Here is a 14,154-nt window from a genome sequence, read left to right as displayed (position 1 = left end):
TTACGGGGCCTCCCAGGCGAACCCGTTACGATGCTGGTCCAAAGATCCCCCGAGGAGCATCCCCACCATGGCATTCCGTCGATTGATCCCCGTCGCCGTCGCATGCGTGCTGACGACGGCGATCGCCACACCCTCGCATGCGAGCCGGGCCGCCAAGGAGCCGTACTGCGCGACGTACAAGTGCATCGCGCTGACCTTTGACGACGGCCCGGCGGAGCACACCGAGACCCTGCTGAAGGTCCTGAAGAAATACAAGGCGAAGGCCACGTTCTTCATGATCGGCAATCGGGTCAAGAAGAACCTCAAGATGGTCGGCCAGGTCGCCAAGAACGGCCACGAGATCGGCAACCACAGCTGGGACCACAAGTACTTCACCGACCTGACCTCCCAGGAGATCTACGCGGAGGTCCGGGACACCCAGCGGATCATCAAGAAGGCCACGGGGAAGGACCCCGTGGTGTTCCGCGCCCCCGGCGGCCTCTATCCCGACGAGGCCCGGGAGATCGTGGCCAAGTTCGGGATGGTGCAGGTCCCCGGCACGGTCGCCACGAAGGACTACATCAAGGACTATCGCAACGTCGAGTTCCTCACCTCGAAAGCCCTCGAGATCGCCGAGCCGGGCGCCGTGGTCCTGATGCACGAGACCGTCAAGGAGACGGCCTCGTCACTGCCCACCGTGCTGCGGGAGCTGACCAAGCAGGGATACCACTTCGTCACGGTCTCCAAGCTGCTCGAAGGCCAGGAGCTCACCCCGGGTGAGGTGTATCCCGAGACGCCGCCGGACGATTCGGACACCCCGGAGTTCCCGGACGGGACCGAAGGCTGACACCGCGGCCGATCAACGACCTGCCGAGGCGCCGCGCCGGGGATTCCACGAAACGGTACGTCAACCAGCTCACGCACAGCAGCACCGCGAGGTAGCCGAGTATGAGGGCCATCTGGACGACGACCGGCGCGGCGCGCAGGTCACCCACCGACGCGTTGAGGTACGCCATCAGCGGAACGTGCAGCAGATAGACCGAGTAGCTGATCAGTCCCAGCCAGGTCAGCACCGCGGGCACGGTCCGTCCGCGCAGGGCCATGCCGACGGCGAAGGTGCCGCCGGCAAGGGCCAACGTGGTGATCCACGCGCCGGGCCGCACCCACCACCAGCCCGCCTGGATCGACCACACCGGCGCGACCGCCACCAGGACCGCCGAGACCACCACCGGCAGGAGACCGCCGGTGCCCTGCTCCCAGCGGTAGATGGCCGTCCCGGTGAACATCACGGCGAGGATCGCCGCTCCGAACCAAGGCACGTAGCTGCCGAACAAGAGCAGCCCGAGGGCCATCAACCCCAGGGTGTAGGCCGCGACAGCGCGGAATCGGCCGGAGATCAGGCAGACCATGCCCGCGACGAAGAGCACGCATGACACGATGGCCGGCCAGTGGTCGGGGAGCAGCGGCCCGGACAGCACCAGTCCGGCGCAGATCGCGACCACGCCGAAGACGATGGCGAACGTCCCGCTGCGGGTGTGCACCCCGCGCATGAACAGAGCCGACACGATCAGGTAGAACACCATTTCGTACGACAACGTCCACATCGTGTTGGCCATGCCACCCTGATGCACGACGTCGAAGAGCATCGTCACGTGCGCGGCCACCGCGGAGGGATGGCGCGGCACGGAATGACGCACCGGCATCCAGAAGGCCAGGGCGAGTACAACACCGACGACCAGCAGATAGATCGGATAGAGACGGAACAACCGGCTGATCCAGAAGGCCCGGACGTCGCCCCTGCGCTCCAGCGACGCCGGAATGATGTAGCCGCTGACCAGGAAGAAAACCAGAACGCCGTAGATGCCGAGGCTGAACCAGTCTGGCCGCAGCGACGGCATCAACCACGGAGTGTGCTCGGCGACCACCGCCAACGCGCCGAGCCCGCGTAACGCGTCAAGCCAGCCGAGCCGGGCATTATGGCCACCCGATGTGGTCGACGAGGCGGTATCGGGCTGAGCGACAATCACCGCGATACCATACCCGCCCTACACAAACCACACCGAAAGATCCACCCCTTCCTCCTGGGGGTGTCACTCCCACTCGATGGTGCCGGGGGGCTTGCTGGTGATGTCGAGAACGACGCGGTTGATCTCACTGACCTCGTTGGTGATCCTGGTCGAGATGCGCGACAGCACGTCGTACGGCACCCGGGCCCAGTCGGCGGTCATCGCGTCCTCGGAGGTCACCGGCCTGAGCACCACCGGATGACCGTAGGTGCGACCGTCGCCCTGCACGCCGACCGACCGCACGTCGGCCAGCAGCACGACCGGGCACTGCCAGATGTCGCGGTCGAGGCCGGCCCGCGAGAGCTCCTCGCGGGCGATGGCGTCCGCCTCCCGCAACAGGTCGAGGCGCTCGCGGGTGACCTCCCCGACGATCCGGATGCCGAGGCCCGGGCCGGGGAACGGCTGCCGCCAGACCATCGCCGGAGGCAGGCCGAGCTCCTCACCGGCCCGCCGCACCTCGTCCTTGAACAGCGTGCGCAGCGGCTCGACGAGCTCGAACTTCAGGTCCTCCGGCAGGCCTCCCACGTTGTGGTGGGACTTGATGTTGGCGGTGCCGGTGCCGCCGCCCGACTCGACCACGTCGGGGTAGAGCGTGCCCTGGACGAGGAAGTCCACCGGGCCGTCGGCGAGGATCGCGCGCTGCTCGTCTTCGAATACCCGGATGAACTCCCGGCCGATGATCTTGCGCTTCTCCTCCGGATCGGTCACGCCGGACAGCGCCTTGAGGAACCGCTCGGCGGCGTCCACGACGCGCAGCTTCACGCCGGTCGCCTCGACGAAGTCCCGCTCGACCTGCTCGGCCTCGCCCTTGCGCAGCAGGCCGTGGTCGACGAACACACAGGTCAGACGGTCACCGATGGCCCGCTGGACGATCGCGGCGGCCACCGCGGAGTCCACGCCGCCCGACAGGCCGCAGATGGCGCGGCCGTCGCCGATCTGTGCCCGGACCGCCTCGACCGCGTCCTCGACGATGTTGAGCATCGTCCACGCCGGACGGCAGCCGGCCGCCTCGAGGAAGTGCTTGAGCACGGCCTGCCCGTGCTCGGAGTGGAGCACCTCGGGGTGGAACTGCACACCGTACAGACCACGCGAGACGTCCTCCATCGCCGCGACCGGCGTCGCCTCGGTCGAGGCGGTGACGATGAACCCGGCGGGGGCCTCCGTCACGGTGTCACCGTGGGACATCCAGACCGACTGGGTGGCCGGCAGCCCGGAGAACAGCGCGCCCTCCCGGAGCACGCTGAGCGAGGTGCCGCCATATTCGGCGCTCCCCGTCCTGGCCACCTTTCCGCCCAGTTCCAGGGCCATCGCCTGGTAGCCGTAGCAGATGCCGAACGTCGGCACCCCGGTCTCGAAAAGGCCGGCGGGCACCGGCGGAGCGCCCTCCGCGTACACCGAGGAGGGGCCGCCGGACAGGATGATCGCCTTGGGCTTCCTGGCCAGCATCTCCGCCACCGGCATCGTCGAGGGGACGATCTCGGAGTAGACGTGGCATTCACGCACCCGGCGGGCGATCAGCTGCGCGTACTGCGCACCGAAATCCACCACAAGAACCGTGTCGAAGTCAGACACCGGAAAGTGACCCCCAAAGGCAGCGAGCGGCAATGCCAGTTTATCGGCGACCCGCCACCACACAGCCCGCCCGATGGCGGCCGCTCAGACGGCTGAGGGGTGCAGGGTGAGCGACGGATAGTCGGTGTAGCCCCGGTGGTCGCCGCCGTATGCCTTGCTGAGGTCGGGCTCGTTGAGCGGAGCGCCGAGGCGAAGGCGCAGCGGCAGGTCCGGGTTGGCCAGAAACGCCTGGCCGAGCGCGACCACGTCCGCGCCCCACTCCAGCCACTTCGCGGCGGTGACGGCCGGATCGGTGCCGGCCGGGTCGTTGACGATGAGGGCGTTTCGCCACAGGTCGCGGATCCGCCGGCTGAGGTCGTCTCCGCCTGTCGCCACCAGGTGCAGGTAGCCCAGGTCGAGCTCGGCGAGCTCGGACACCAGGGCAGGGTAGACCTCGTGGGCGTCGTCCTCGACCAGGTCCTGGGCGCCGCTGGCCGGCGACATCCTGATCCCTACCCGGGACGGGCCGATCTCCTCGGCGACGGCCCCGGCGGCCTCCACGGCGAACCTGATCCGGCCGGCGACCGATCCCCCGTAGCGGTCGTCACGCAGGTTGGCGTTCCGCGACAGGAACTGGTGGATGAGATAGCCGTTGGCGCCGTGCAGTTCGACGCCGTCGAATCCGGCGTCGATCGCTCGACGGGCGGCCCCGACGAAGTCCCGGATGGTCGCCTCCACCTCCGCGGTGGACAGCTCCACCGGGGCGGGGAGCTCCTGCGGCCCGCTCGGGGTGAAGATCTGCCCGGCCGCCCGTACGGCCGAAGGCGCGACGGAGACCGCGCCGGTGTTGTCGGGATGGCCGACCCGGCCCGCGTGCATGAGCTGGGCGAAGATCCGGCCCCCCGCGGCGTGGACGGCGTCCGTCACCTCGCGCCACCCGGCCACCTGCTCGTCGGTGTGCAGCCCCGGGGTGTCCATGTAGCCCTTGCCCGCCGGGCTTGGCTGAACCCCCTCGGTGATGATCAGCCCGGCCGAGGCGCGCTGGGCGTAGTAGAGAGGTGCGAAGGGCGAGGGAATCCCGTCCACATATGACCGCGAACGGGTCATGGGCGCCATGACCAGGCGGTTGGGCAGGTGCAGCGAGCCGAGGTCGAAAGACGTGAACAGCATGACGCGAAACCCTTTCTTGGGCGGCCAATTTGGTCAACCAACTTGGTTGGCCATGAACTGTTGTACAACTTGGTCGGCCAATATGCAAGCGGTACCCTGGTAGCGTAAGAAGGCCCCGAGATGGTGAGGCCCGCAATGATGGAGCCGCTGGTTCACGACACGACGGCATGTTCGGTGTCGCGTGAGGAAGACCCCGACAGCCTCAGCTGCCTGATGGCCGCGGCGTCGCGAGGCCACCGGGTCCTGCACGCCGCCCTACTGGCGGAGATCGGCCTCTACCCGGGACAGGATCGGGTGCTGATCGCGCTGTGGGAGAACGGCCCGCAGTTCCAGAACAAGCTCGCCGCGATCCTGGGCATCGACATGTCGACGATGACCAAGAGCCTGCAGCGCCTCGAGCGGGGCGGACTGGTGGGCCGCTCCCCCTGCCCCACCAACCGGCGCCTCAGCATCGTGAGCACGACGCCCAAGGGCGACGCGCTGCGCCCGGAGGTGCGCAGGATCGCCGATGAGGTCCAGCGGCGACTGACCCACGGCCTGACACCGGAACAGGTGGAGACGCTCTGCTCATTGCTGGCCGTGGTCAGGAACAACACCTGCCGCGAGGCCATGTGCCCGCCTGACGCCCCCGCCGTCGCCCATTAGCCGAGCCGGACCAAGGCCGGTCACCGTACGGCCCGGAGGGCGGAGAAGATGGTCACCGTACGGCCGGGCGGCTTAGTGCAGGCCGACCTGATCGGGCTTCGTCTCAAAGGCTGCTCGCCCGGGGCAACTCCAGCAGTGCGTGTTAGGCGGCTGCTTGAGTGGCGAACTCCCCGGCGTTAAGGCCGCGCATGAAGGCGATCCATTCGGCGCGGGTGTAGCGCAATGTCGCCCCATCAGCGGGGTGGCGAAGCGCGACGGCACCGCCCGGCAAGGACGCCATCTGCACCCGGTCGCTCACTAGGCCCTTCGGGGCGCTGATCCAGGTCGCTCCGGCAAGGTCGAGTTGATAGAGGTCGGTTTTGCCCTGTGGGATGGCCTCGATAGGGCAGTGGTCGACGGGCGCGGCCAGCAGGAAGTCGGCGAAGTGTGTCCACGCCTCGGCGGAGACCACGATGGCCGGCAGGCTGGGGAACTTGGAATCGCGCAGGCCTACGACGCCCGGGGCGCCGCGGCCGACCATGACACAGTTGGCTCCACCGTCGCTGAAGCTGCTCGTGGTCCAGGTCATGGCCTCAGATGCGGGGTGAGAAGACATCTCGTCACAATTCCTTGATCATTTTACTGAGTGCCGCGATTGTATCGCGAGGGGACAGGGCGGCGGAGCGAAGGTGCTCGGCGGCTGTGGTGTATCGCTTCACGGCGTCTTCATCCTCAAGATATTGGGCCGAAGTGAGTGCTTCCAAGCACACGATCGCAGGGCCGGAGTCGAAGTGCATCAGGGTGAAGCTGCCTTCCAGACCCGCGTGCTCACCTGCCTCGTACGGCAGCAGCACGATCTGGACGTGGGAGTAGCGGCGGTCGGCAGCGATGTCACACAGATACTCAAGTTGCTCCTTCATCACTGCGGTGTCGGGGCCGCCCACGCGCTGGCGTACCGCCGTCTCTGACAGGGCGACCCACAGCTCGGGGGGATCGTCGCGGTCGATGACCGCCTTCTTGCGATTCAGGCGCAACTGGACGAATTTGTCGATCTCTTCGTCGGTCTGCCACATGCGGCTGGCCGCGACGACACGGCGCGCGTAGAACTCGGTCTGCAACCACCCGGGGATGAGCAGCGGTGACCATTTGAAGATTCGGGTGGCGGATTCCTCAAGGCTGAGGTAGTCGGCGAAAGGGTCGCGCACGACGCCTTTGAACTGCTGCCACCAGTTGCGCTGGGCGGCCTTGCGCGCCAGCTCCATGATCTCTTCGCGGCGCGCTGGGTCGGTCAGCTGGTAGCTATCGAGAATGAACGGCACGTCACGGACGGGCAGCTGCTGCTTGCCGTTTTCGATCTTGCTGAGGGAGGTCTTGGGCCGCTGCAGGAGCTCGGCGGCCTGCTCCAGGGTCAGCCCTTGCGCATGGCGGAGCTCTTCCAGCTCTCGCCCCAGGCGTCGACGACGCACCGTAGCTCTGACCTCCGGCATGAAGACCTCCCAGGGAGAAGGGTAGCCCAATCCGGCATCTTGCTACACGCTCACTTGCTCAGGAGAAACTTTCTCCTCGTATCTGTTGCGCGAGAGCTGCTTTCCCTTCATCATCTTTCTCGTACCCCCGGTCCTGCCGCGTTGATCCCGGAGTGCGACACGACCTGCCGTATACCTGCCACCCATGGAGGGGCGATGGATACCGCAATCAGGGAGAAACCGCCGCTCCCGTACGGTCAGTTCTCTTTGCATCAGCGGTTCAGCAGCGAAGCGATGGGGCCGATCCGCCACCAGGTGGCGGCCCACTTGCGCCTATGGGAAATGTCGGCACTCGTGGAGCAAGGCATGCTGGTCGCCAGCGAACTGTGCAGCAATGTCCGGCACGCTGGAGACCGGCGCTTTGAGCTGCGGATGGTCCTGCTCAACGGCAGGGTCCGGCTGGAAGTGCGTGACTACTCCACCGCCCTGCCGTACTTCCCCGCAGAGGTTCCCGCCCCTGACGCCGTCAGTGGGCGCGGCCTGTACCTGGTCGCCGAGCTTGCCGAGCACGTCGGAGTAGACCTCCTCGGCGACGGAAAGATCATCTGGGCAGTGTTGGGGCCCGGTCCCTGCCTGACCGACGCCATCGTGAAGGCCGCAAGCCAGCACGGCGAGCCGACAGACCAGCAGGTTCGCCCCAGCGCCCCTGAGGTGGGTCGAGCATGATCGGACATCGCCGAGGTCGCGCTCTGTCATGCATCGAAGATCGAACGTCGTAAGGAGGCGGAACCACCAATGCGAATCGCCCTTATAGGCCTGCAACGGGAGCACACTCCACCGGCCGGTTACGGCGCGGTCGGTCGGATCGTCGCGGGCCTCGCCGTCGCGTTGAGCCGGCGCGTCGAGGTACTGACCGTGGTCGCCAAGGGGTCACGCGTGTCGCCGCGCTCATTCGAGGTGCCATACGTGGGGCGTCGAGGAACGCCGGATCCGGAGCACATGGCGAGGTACGCCAACGTCCTCTCCCGGTGCGACGTCGTCCACAACCACGATCCGGAGATGATCGAGTGGCTTGAGAAGTACGTCGCGACCCCTGTCGTGACCACACTGCACACCAACCGACTGCCCGCCGCTTCGCCGACGGCCCGTTTCGCCTACCTTTCCGAGTTCCAGGCCCGGGGCCTGAAGCACGTTGGCTTCGCAGGTTGGGGACGGCCGATCATCATGCCGCCGTCACTGGATCGTGATACAGCCCGCTCGAAGGATCTGCTGGTCCTGGGACAGGTCCGTCCCGAGAAGGGGATCGTCGATGCGTGCCGGCTCGCGGCTGCGACGGGTCGCCGGCTGATCCTCGCCGGACCGCTCGCTCACCGCAACGAGACGTGGTTCGCTGAGGTCAGGAGCCGGTTCGGCGGACGACTGGTGCATGTCGGCGAGGTGGCCGACCCTGTTCGACTGCTGCTGTTGCGGACCAGCGCCGCCTTGCTCTTCCTCTCCCGACCTGCTGAGCCGCTGGGTCTGGTCATGCTGGAGGCGATGTCTGTCGGCACGCCCGTGCTCGCGCTCGACCTCGGCGCATGTAGTGAACTTGTCGCGGACGGCGTCTCGGGGTTCGTCAGGCATGACGTGGAGTCCCTGGCCATGACCGTGGACGATCTCGCTTACCTGCGACCGGATCTGGTGCAGAAGTCGGTTGAGCGCTTCAGCGAGGACGTCGTCGTCGAGGAGCACCTGCGCCTCTACCGCAGAGTCGCGCAGCGCTCGCTGCTGACCATGGAGAGCGCCTCATGAACAGGTACTCGACCTTCTTGGAGAGCAGCAGACCCACCCGACTCGCCCGGCTCGCGCTGAAAGTCGCCGATGGATACGTCTCCTTCCGGTATCCCAGGCAGCCGTGGCCGCCTCTGAAGATGATGTACGAAGGCCCATCGAGCCGATGGGTGTACCGCCGGAACGGGCTCGCTTATCTCGATCACTTGAAGGCGCTGGCCGGTCTCACGCCCGCCAGTCGCATCTTCGACATAGGTTGCGGCCTGGGCAGGAAGACCTGGCCGCTGGTGGGGTACCTCGAGACCGGTGAATACATCGGTGTCGACCCGCGTGAGGCGGCGGTCGAATGGTGTCGCCGGAACCTCTCATCGCGGGACAGGAAGCTGAGGTTCCGCCACATCGACGTTCGGAATGGTTATTACACGCCGAACGGATCTCACGATGCCTCAGCGATCACGTTGCCCGCCGATGACGACCGCTACGACATCGTCATGGCGAACTCCGTCTTCACCCACATGCTCCCCGGCGAGATCGCAAACTACCTCGGAGAATGCAGCAGGATCCTCGCCTCCGGCGGGAGACTGCTCTGCACGTTCTTCTTGAGCCCCGACAACCCGGCCGCGGTGGGGCCGATCGGTGCTCCTGCCCGCTACGCCTTCCCCTACGAACGCGACGGATATCGCGTCCAGCACGACGACTGCGACGAGCACGTGATCAACTACCGCGAGAGCGACATCCGGGAGATGTGCGACTCGGTCGGCATCCGTCTCCTGGACATCAAGTGGGGTTCATGGCGCGGGAACGCCCGCTACCTGGATTTCCAGGACATCGTGGTCGGAGAGAAACCATGAACGGGGGAAGGGATGGCGCCGTCCCGCACATCCACCTTGTCAGCAGCGAATTCCCGCCCTTGGTCCGCGGAGGCGCCGGAATCCACGTCTACGAACTGCACCGCCATCTGTCACGGGTCACCGATGTAAGCGTGACTCTGCTGAGGGGTTCGCCCCGAGAGCAGAGCACGTCCATCCCTCTGCCGGCCCCTGCCCGGTCGCAGCGGTATCGGGTCCACCGCACTCTGGCCGACTCCTTCGCTCAAGAGACCTTCGGGCAAGTCGTGCACACGCACTCGATGGCGGCTCATATCGCGGCGATGCGGTCAGGTCGCCCTTACCTGAGCACGGTGCACTCGATCGAGGCCGACCGTCCATGGCGGGCCGCGCGACACGGCGACCTGTTCGAGCGGGCGGTGGACACCGAGATGGCGGCCCTGAACGCCGCGTCAACCGTGATCTGCGTGTCGGAGGCGATCGCGCGGGACTTGGCGAAGCACTACGGCATCGAACGCAGTCACGTGGTTCCGCCCGCATACGAGGTTGCGCAGTGGTACCACGACGACGCCTGTGACGCGCTGCCTCAGCGGGTCCTCCCCTGGGATCGCCCGTTCGTCCTGGCGACCGGCCGCATCAGCAAGCAGAAGGGCTACCGGTACCTGTTCGCCGCGCTGCGGCGGTTACGTCGGCCGACAACCCTCGTGGCGCGTGCCGGTTCCCCTGAATCCGATGCGGACGCGGCCGAGTTTCGTGCGTGGCTCGCCAAGGTTCCTGAGCGGCACACCGTCGTCTGGCTCGAATCCGGGCTCGGCCGCCGGGGAATGCGGCAGCTCTATTCCAAGGCCGCGCTCCATGTGTCCCCGGCGATCTACGAACCGTTCGGTCTGTCGAACGTGGAGTCTCTGCTGTGCGGGACGCCGGTGTGTGCGACGGCGGTAGGCGGGACACCGCAGGCCCTGGGTGACACCCCGGCGATCCTTCTGCCGGACCCAGCCGATGGCGCCCTGGAATTCGGCGACCGGTTGGCGGAGGTCCTGGAGACCGCACCCTACGACCCAGAACTCCGCGAGCAGACCCGAGCCCCGTCGACACGGCACTTCCTCGCGGAGGGCGACTGGGAACGGGTGCTCCCCCGAATGCTTCAGATCTACCAGGAGGCCGTACATGGCTGACGGCCCGGTGGCCGTCATCACGGTCACGCTCAACTCGGCGGCCACAGTCGCACGCTGCTTGAGCCCCTTCCGCGAGAACGCCGAGCCGTTCTACACCGTCGTCGTGGACAACCGCTCCCGCGATGACACCGTGCAGGCACTCCAGCGACTGGGACTGGCCGACGCAGTGATCGGCAACGAGCACAACCGAGGGTACGGAGCTGCGGTGAATCAGGCGCTGGCGCATCTCAGAGATGAGGACATCGGCCCATCTGCCGTCGTGCTTCTCGATCCGGACTGCTTCATCGCCCCCGGCGACCTGCTCAAGCTGACCGCCGTCCTCCGCGACACTCCTCGGCTCGGGGCGGTGTCTCCGGTCCTGCTGTCCGCGGACGGCGTCGAACAGGTCACCGCGCACCAATTCCGCACCGTGCGGAGCGAGACCCGCCGTGTCTTCAACGAGACCCCGGTCGACGTGCTCACGCGGCAGCTCTCCCCGCACCTACATCTGACCGGCTGGGTGGTCGGCGCATGCCTAGTCCTGCGTCCGCAGGCCATCGAGACGATCGGTGGGATCTGCGAGCGGTACTTCGTCTATGTCGAGGACATCGACACCTGCCACCGGCTGCGGAAGGCCGGTTGGGGGGTGGCGATCGACACCTCGGTCAGTGTGACTCACATCGGAGGCCACAGCCTGTCGAGCAGCCAGATCGTCGACTTCGCTCCGATCCTCAAGCTCATCAACGAGTTGGACTTCTACGAGTCCGTACACAGTCGCTCAGAACGCGCCGTCATCGCGCTGCTGCGCGTGGCCAGGCAGCTACGCAAGGGCGAGGTCCTCTGTTCCAAGGCCCTGATCCTGCTGCTGGCCGGTCTCGGACTGACCGCACGCCGAATCGGCAGGGTCTTCCTGCACAGGCAGGACCTGTCGGTCCGCGCGATGTTCCCGGCGTGCTGGCTGACCGCTCGGCGACATCAGTGAGAACGAGTCGGAAAGAGAGGCACACTATGGAAGACGGGCTCTACATCTCCGCGTACATCGCCCCTCCAGGAAGCGCCCCCGGCGAGAATCGATCATGGGTCCGGCATGACCAGAACATGTCCGCCTGGCTCAAGCGAGGGACGGCGGTGGAGCTGGTGGCGGTCTGGGAATTCGAGCGCATCTCCGGCTATAAGCACCATGGTGTGGCCTTGAAGAACAAGTCGGCCTTCCACGAGTTGCTGAGCGAACTCCTCCATGGCGTCGGATTGCGGATCAGCGACGTCAAGGACATCTGGGGGACTCCCGGACTGGGCTCGGGCGCCCATGACGTGGTCGCCACGGCCGTGCCCGACCTGCCGTATCACAGCCGCTGCCACCTGCTGGGCGGAATGCTCTCCGACACCCGCCACTTCTTCGAGGGCCGGGTACTCGGCCTGGCTGTCGACGACACCCCGGACTCGGTGGTCCAGCGCAAGCCGCAGAACTGGTATGTCGGTGGCTACGCCGACCACGGTTCGTTCGAACTGTTCCCGATCCCCTCTCCGGCGAAGCTCTACTCCGCAGCCTCACGGGCCTTCCGGATGCGCGAAGGAACCCTGATGGCATTGGCCACCGCGAGCAGCGCCAGGCTCGCTCCCGATATTGGCAATCCGTTCACGGGCCTGGAGATATACAGCCGCCACCTGGCAGATGGGCGCGACGCGGACGAGGAGATCGCCCGGCGGCTGGAGCAGTTGGTGGATCAAGCCGGGCACGAAGGATTGGAGGACATCGACGATCGATTCTCGACCGCCGACAGCATCGCGAGCGCAGTGATGAAGGCCGTTCAGCAAACGAGCGTCGATTTGATCGCTCAGACGATCGAACGTGCGCTTGACCGGTTCGACATCGACCCTGCCGACACCGCCCTCGCCATCACCGGCGGATACGCGCTCAACTGTCCGACCAACAGCGCGATGATGGACCGCTTCGGGTTCGCGACGTTCCTGGAGACGCCCTCGGTGAGCGACTGCGGCCAGTCGATCGGCCTCGCCCTGGCCCAGTTCCTGCGCCGCTTTCCCGATGGGTTCTCCTTCCAGTTCCCCGGGGCCTACCTGGGAGGAGACACCGGCCGGCCGGAGAAGATGATCGCCGAATTCCGCCCCTACATCTCCTCGGTGACACCGTACGCGAAGGAAACGGCGGTCGCGGACCTGATCCGCGGGCCGGTCGCCTGGGTCCAGGGCCGATCGGAGGTCGGGCCGCGTGCCCTGGGGCACCGCAGCATCCTCGCCGACCCACGGACCCCAGCCTCACGGGACATGCTTAACGCACTGAAGAGGCGGCAGTGGTGGCGGCCGGTGGCACCGATCGTCTTGGCCGACCAGATGCCGACATGGTTCGACGGTGACCGCATCTCCCCGTACATGCTGCAGACGTTCACCGTCAGTCCGGATCGCGGTCACCTCATCCCGGCGGTGGCCCACCTCGACCGCACCGCTCGCGTGCAGACGGTCTCTCCCTCCGACGACGTCGGCTTGTATGAGCTGATCAGCGCGTTTGCCGCGCAGACAGGCGTGCCTCTGCTCTGCAACACTTCACTCAACGACCACAACGAGCCGATCATCGAGACCGGGGCGCAGGCGATGAACTTCTGCCTTCGCAAAGGGCTCTCCGTCCTGTACTTGGACGACGTCCGGATCGAGATCGACAACCATGAGGCGTATCCCGTCCGATGCCCTTTGCCACGGCGGACATCACTGTTTCCGACACCCACCCCGGGTGCCGATCATCGAGAGGACCGGCGATGACCGACGAACTGCGCGGCGGCTATCACTCCGCTCCCGTGCGTCACGGCGACACCGTGGTGCGAGCCGCCGGCGCGTGGAGTCCGAACGTCCAGGCACTGCTGCGCCACTTCGAACGTGTGGGGTTCACCCAAGCACCGAAGTTCCTGTCCACCGACGACGCGACCGAGACGCTCAGCTACATCACGGGTCAACCCGGCACCTACCCGCTCAACGAGCAGCAGCGTTCAGACGAGGCGCTGACGCAGGTCGCCCGCACCATCCGGGCCATGCATGACGCCACGACCGGGTTCGTGTCTCCCGAGCCCGGCAATTGGCAGTACCGCACCACGATCCCCGCCGACGTCGACTGCATCGGCCACAACGACCTCGGACCCTACAACGTCGTCTACGACGGGGCCAGGGTGGCAGCGATCATCGACTGGGACTTCGCCGGGCCGTCGAACCGGATCTGGGACCTGTGCTACGCCGCCCACCGATTCGTCCCGCTCTCCGCGCCCCGCTCCACCAAGGCGTTCGGCTGGGACCTCGTGCCCGACCAAGCCGCACGGCTGCGGTTGTTCGCCGACGCCTACGGGCGCGGCGTTACCCCGGCTGAGCTGCTCGACCTGCTCATCGTCCGACTCTCCTCCATCGCCGCCTATATCGAGACGAAGATCCGACTGGGCGATCCCTGGTTCGACCGCCAGCGCGACGAACGGCACACCGACGCCTACCGGGAGGACATTCAGTACATCCTCGCCAATCGCGAACACCTGCTGGGCTCTGGCTGAGGCGT

14 protein-coding genes are annotated in these 14,154 nt (G+C 66.6%); 9 read left to right on the top strand and 5 right to left on the bottom strand.

The window, feature by feature from the left end; genetic code table 11:
* Positions 1-67: 67 nt before the first annotated feature.
* The gene (locus Mth01_RS21640; protein ID WP_204017735.1) at positions 68-826 is read left to right on the top strand and encodes a polysaccharide deacetylase family protein; all 759 of its coding nucleotides are present in this window, start codon (positions 68-70) and stop codon (positions 824-826) included.
* On the opposite strand, the gene Mth01_RS21635 is transcribed toward Mth01_RS21640, so the two are convergent.
* From Mth01_RS21635 to Mth01_RS21625, 3 genes are all read right to left on the bottom strand, one after another.
* Positions 747-2,006 (bottom strand): acyltransferase family protein, encoded by a 1,260-nt coding sequence (locus tag Mth01_RS21635; protein WP_239089885.1) that lies wholly within the window; start codon positions 2,004-2,006, stop codon positions 747-749. The two genes, Mth01_RS21640 and Mth01_RS21635, sit on opposite strands and share 80 nt — an antisense overlap.
* A gap of 63 nt (positions 2,007-2,069) precedes the next feature.
* Positions 2,070-3,650 carry a glutamine-hydrolyzing GMP synthase gene (gene guaA, locus Mth01_RS21630; protein WP_407695966.1) on the bottom strand — a complete coding sequence of 527 codons (1,581 nt, stop codon included), beginning with the start codon at positions 3,648-3,650 and terminating at the stop codon, positions 2,070-2,072.
* A 51-nt stretch (positions 3,651-3,701) separates the two neighbouring features.
* Complete coding sequence (locus Mth01_RS21625) at positions 3,702-4,766, bottom strand: alkene reductase (protein WP_204017733.1); 1,065 nt, start codon at positions 4,764-4,766, stop codon at positions 3,702-3,704.
* Between the two features lie 135 nt (positions 4,767-4,901).
* Here Mth01_RS21625 and Mth01_RS21620 point away from each other — a divergent pair, with 135 nt between their 5' ends.
* The gene (locus tag Mth01_RS21620; RefSeq protein WP_204017732.1) at positions 4,902-5,411 is read left to right on the top strand and encodes a MarR family winged helix-turn-helix transcriptional regulator; all 510 of its coding nucleotides are present in this window, start codon (positions 4,902-4,904) and stop codon (positions 5,409-5,411) included.
* 142 nt (positions 5,412-5,553) lie between these two features.
* On the opposite strand, the gene Mth01_RS29875 is transcribed toward Mth01_RS21620, so the two are convergent.
* Together Mth01_RS29875 and Mth01_RS21605 are read right to left on the bottom strand one after the other, a co-directional pair.
* Positions 5,554-6,006 carry a DUF397 domain-containing protein gene (locus tag Mth01_RS29875; protein ID WP_239089884.1) on the bottom strand — a complete coding sequence of 151 codons (453 nt, stop codon included), beginning with the start codon at positions 6,004-6,006 and terminating at the stop codon, positions 5,554-5,556.
* Positions 6,007-6,010: 4 nt separating this feature from the next.
* Complete coding sequence (locus Mth01_RS21605; RefSeq protein WP_204017731.1) at positions 6,011-6,877, bottom strand: helix-turn-helix domain-containing protein; 867 nt, start codon at positions 6,875-6,877, stop codon at positions 6,011-6,013.
* Positions 6,878-7,072: 195 nt separating this feature from the next.
* On the opposite strand from Mth01_RS21605, the gene Mth01_RS21600 reads away from it, so the two are divergent.
* From Mth01_RS21600 to Mth01_RS21570, 7 genes are all read left to right on the top strand, one after another.
* Positions 7,073-7,582 (top strand): ATP-binding protein, encoded by a 510-nt coding sequence (locus Mth01_RS21600; RefSeq protein ID WP_204017730.1) that lies wholly within the window; start codon positions 7,073-7,075, stop codon positions 7,580-7,582.
* Positions 7,583-7,651: 69 nt separating this feature from the next.
* Positions 7,652-8,647, top strand: coding sequence for a glycosyltransferase (locus Mth01_RS21595; RefSeq protein ID WP_204017729.1), 996 nt, complete (start codon positions 7,652-7,654; stop codon positions 8,645-8,647).
* Positions 8,644-9,477, top strand: coding sequence for a class I SAM-dependent methyltransferase (locus Mth01_RS21590; RefSeq protein WP_204017728.1), 834 nt, complete (start codon positions 8,644-8,646; stop codon positions 9,475-9,477). Before Mth01_RS21595 ends, Mth01_RS21590 begins: the two co-directional genes overlap by 4 nt.
* Complete coding sequence (locus tag Mth01_RS21585; RefSeq protein ID WP_308440825.1) at positions 9,417-10,628, top strand: glycosyltransferase family 4 protein; 1,212 nt, start codon at positions 9,417-9,419, stop codon at positions 10,626-10,628. The genes Mth01_RS21590 and Mth01_RS21585 overlap by 61 nt, the downstream gene beginning before the upstream one ends.
* Entirely contained in the window at positions 10,621-11,589 is a 969-nt protein-coding gene (locus Mth01_RS21580) for a glycosyltransferase (protein ID WP_204017726.1), read from the top strand. Before Mth01_RS21585 ends, Mth01_RS21580 begins: the two co-directional genes overlap by 8 nt.
* Before the next feature lie 26 nt (positions 11,590-11,615).
* Positions 11,616-13,379 (top strand): carbamoyltransferase C-terminal domain-containing protein, encoded by a 1,764-nt coding sequence (locus tag Mth01_RS21575; RefSeq protein ID WP_204017725.1) that lies wholly within the window; start codon positions 11,616-11,618, stop codon positions 13,377-13,379.
* On the top strand, positions 13,376-14,149 hold the full coding sequence (locus tag Mth01_RS21570) for a phosphotransferase (RefSeq protein WP_204017724.1): 774 nt from the start codon (positions 13,376-13,378) through the stop codon (positions 14,147-14,149). The genes Mth01_RS21575 and Mth01_RS21570 overlap by 4 nt, the downstream gene beginning before the upstream one ends.
* The last annotated feature ends 5 nt before the right edge of the window (positions 14,150-14,154 follow it).

Source organism: Sphaerimonospora thailandensis, from assembly GCF_016863115.1.
Lineage (GTDB): Bacteria > Actinomycetota > Actinomycetes > Streptosporangiales > Streptosporangiaceae > Sphaerimonospora > Sphaerimonospora cavernae.
This window is presented reverse-complemented; position numbering and strand designations above follow the sequence as displayed.